General features: G+C 40.4%; 1 protein-coding gene. It reads left to right on the top strand.

Annotated elements, in window-relative coordinates:
- Positions 1 to 1,121 (top strand): penicillin-binding transpeptidase domain-containing protein (locus AC1DND_RS28110; RefSeq protein WP_477586179.1); only part of this gene is annotated, 1,121 nt, incomplete at its 5' end.
- Positions 1,122 to 1,259: the final 138 nt, after the last annotated feature.

Below are 1,259 nucleotides of genomic sequence, written 5' to 3'. Positions count from 1 at the left end.
GTACTGGTTATTATCAGATCCCTGGAAAACTGATTACGGATTCACATCCAAAAATTGAAACGGTTACAGCAAAAAAAGCCTTTGAAACCTCTTCCAATGCTGCAATCGCAAAGCTGATCAACACGCATTATGGCAGCGATCCGATGAAATTTACAGATCACCTATATGATTGGGGGCTGAACAAAAAAATGGAACTGCAGATTCCTGGTGAGGCAATGCCGGTGATCAAAAATCCTAAAGGGAACAAAAGCTGGAACAAAAACATGACGCTGCCGCAAATGGCTTACGGTTACGAAATGATGTTGACACCGTTAAAGATGCTCTCATTGTATAATGCGGTAGCTAACAATGGTAAAATGGTAGCTCCAATTTTTGTGAAAGAGATCAGAAGGCTGGGGAACCCGATCGAGCAGTTTAAAGCAAGGGTAATTAACGATAAAATATGTTCGGATGTTACCCTCAGCAAGATCAAGAAAATGCTTGAAGGTGTGGTTACGGAAGGTAGTGGAAAGCAGATCGTTTATAATCCGCTATATCCGATCGCGGGTAAAACCGGTACTGCCCAGGTGGCTGATGCAAATAAAGGATATAAAGGGAAAAAACAATATCAGGCTTCTTTTGTAGGGTATTTTCCAGCTGATAAGCCTAAGTATTCTTTAATYGTGGTAATTAACGATCCAAAAGGTGCTTATTATGGTGCTACGGTTTCGGGCCCTGTGTTCAGGGAAATCGCCGACCGTATTTATGCCAGCGATATGCAGATGTATAACGATGTGCCGACCCGTTTGGTAGGTAATACGGGTAATCCGCCAACAAAAGCAGGACAGAGTAAAGCGACTCAGAAAGTGTATAAAGCATTTGGTTTTAAACCGCTTTTTGCTTCAAAATCTGAGTATTACAATATTATAGATACCAGTGCGGGAACAGTTTTTCAAGAAAATAACGAGCGTAAAGGTGTGATGCCAAATGTGGCGGGAATGGGACTGAAAGATGCATTGTATCTTTTGGGAAATGCGGGTTTGAAAACAAAGGTTTCGGGTTCCGGAAAAGTGGTCAGTCAATCCATCATCGCCGGAACAAAGGTGGGTAAAGGATTGGGTGTACAGATAGAGTTGAATTAAAAGGAATGATAAAATGAGAGAATTTTGAATGAGTGAATGTTTAAAGGCTATATCCACATTCTATCATTCTCTAATTCAATCATTCAATAATTAATATGATGCAATTACAGGATTTACTTTATGGCGTAACGATTAAAG

Source organism: Pedobacter sp. 01N416 (assembly GCF_056399685.1).
The sequence above is the reverse complement of the archived record's forward strand: the minus strand, read 5'-3'. Positions and strand labels throughout refer to the sequence as shown.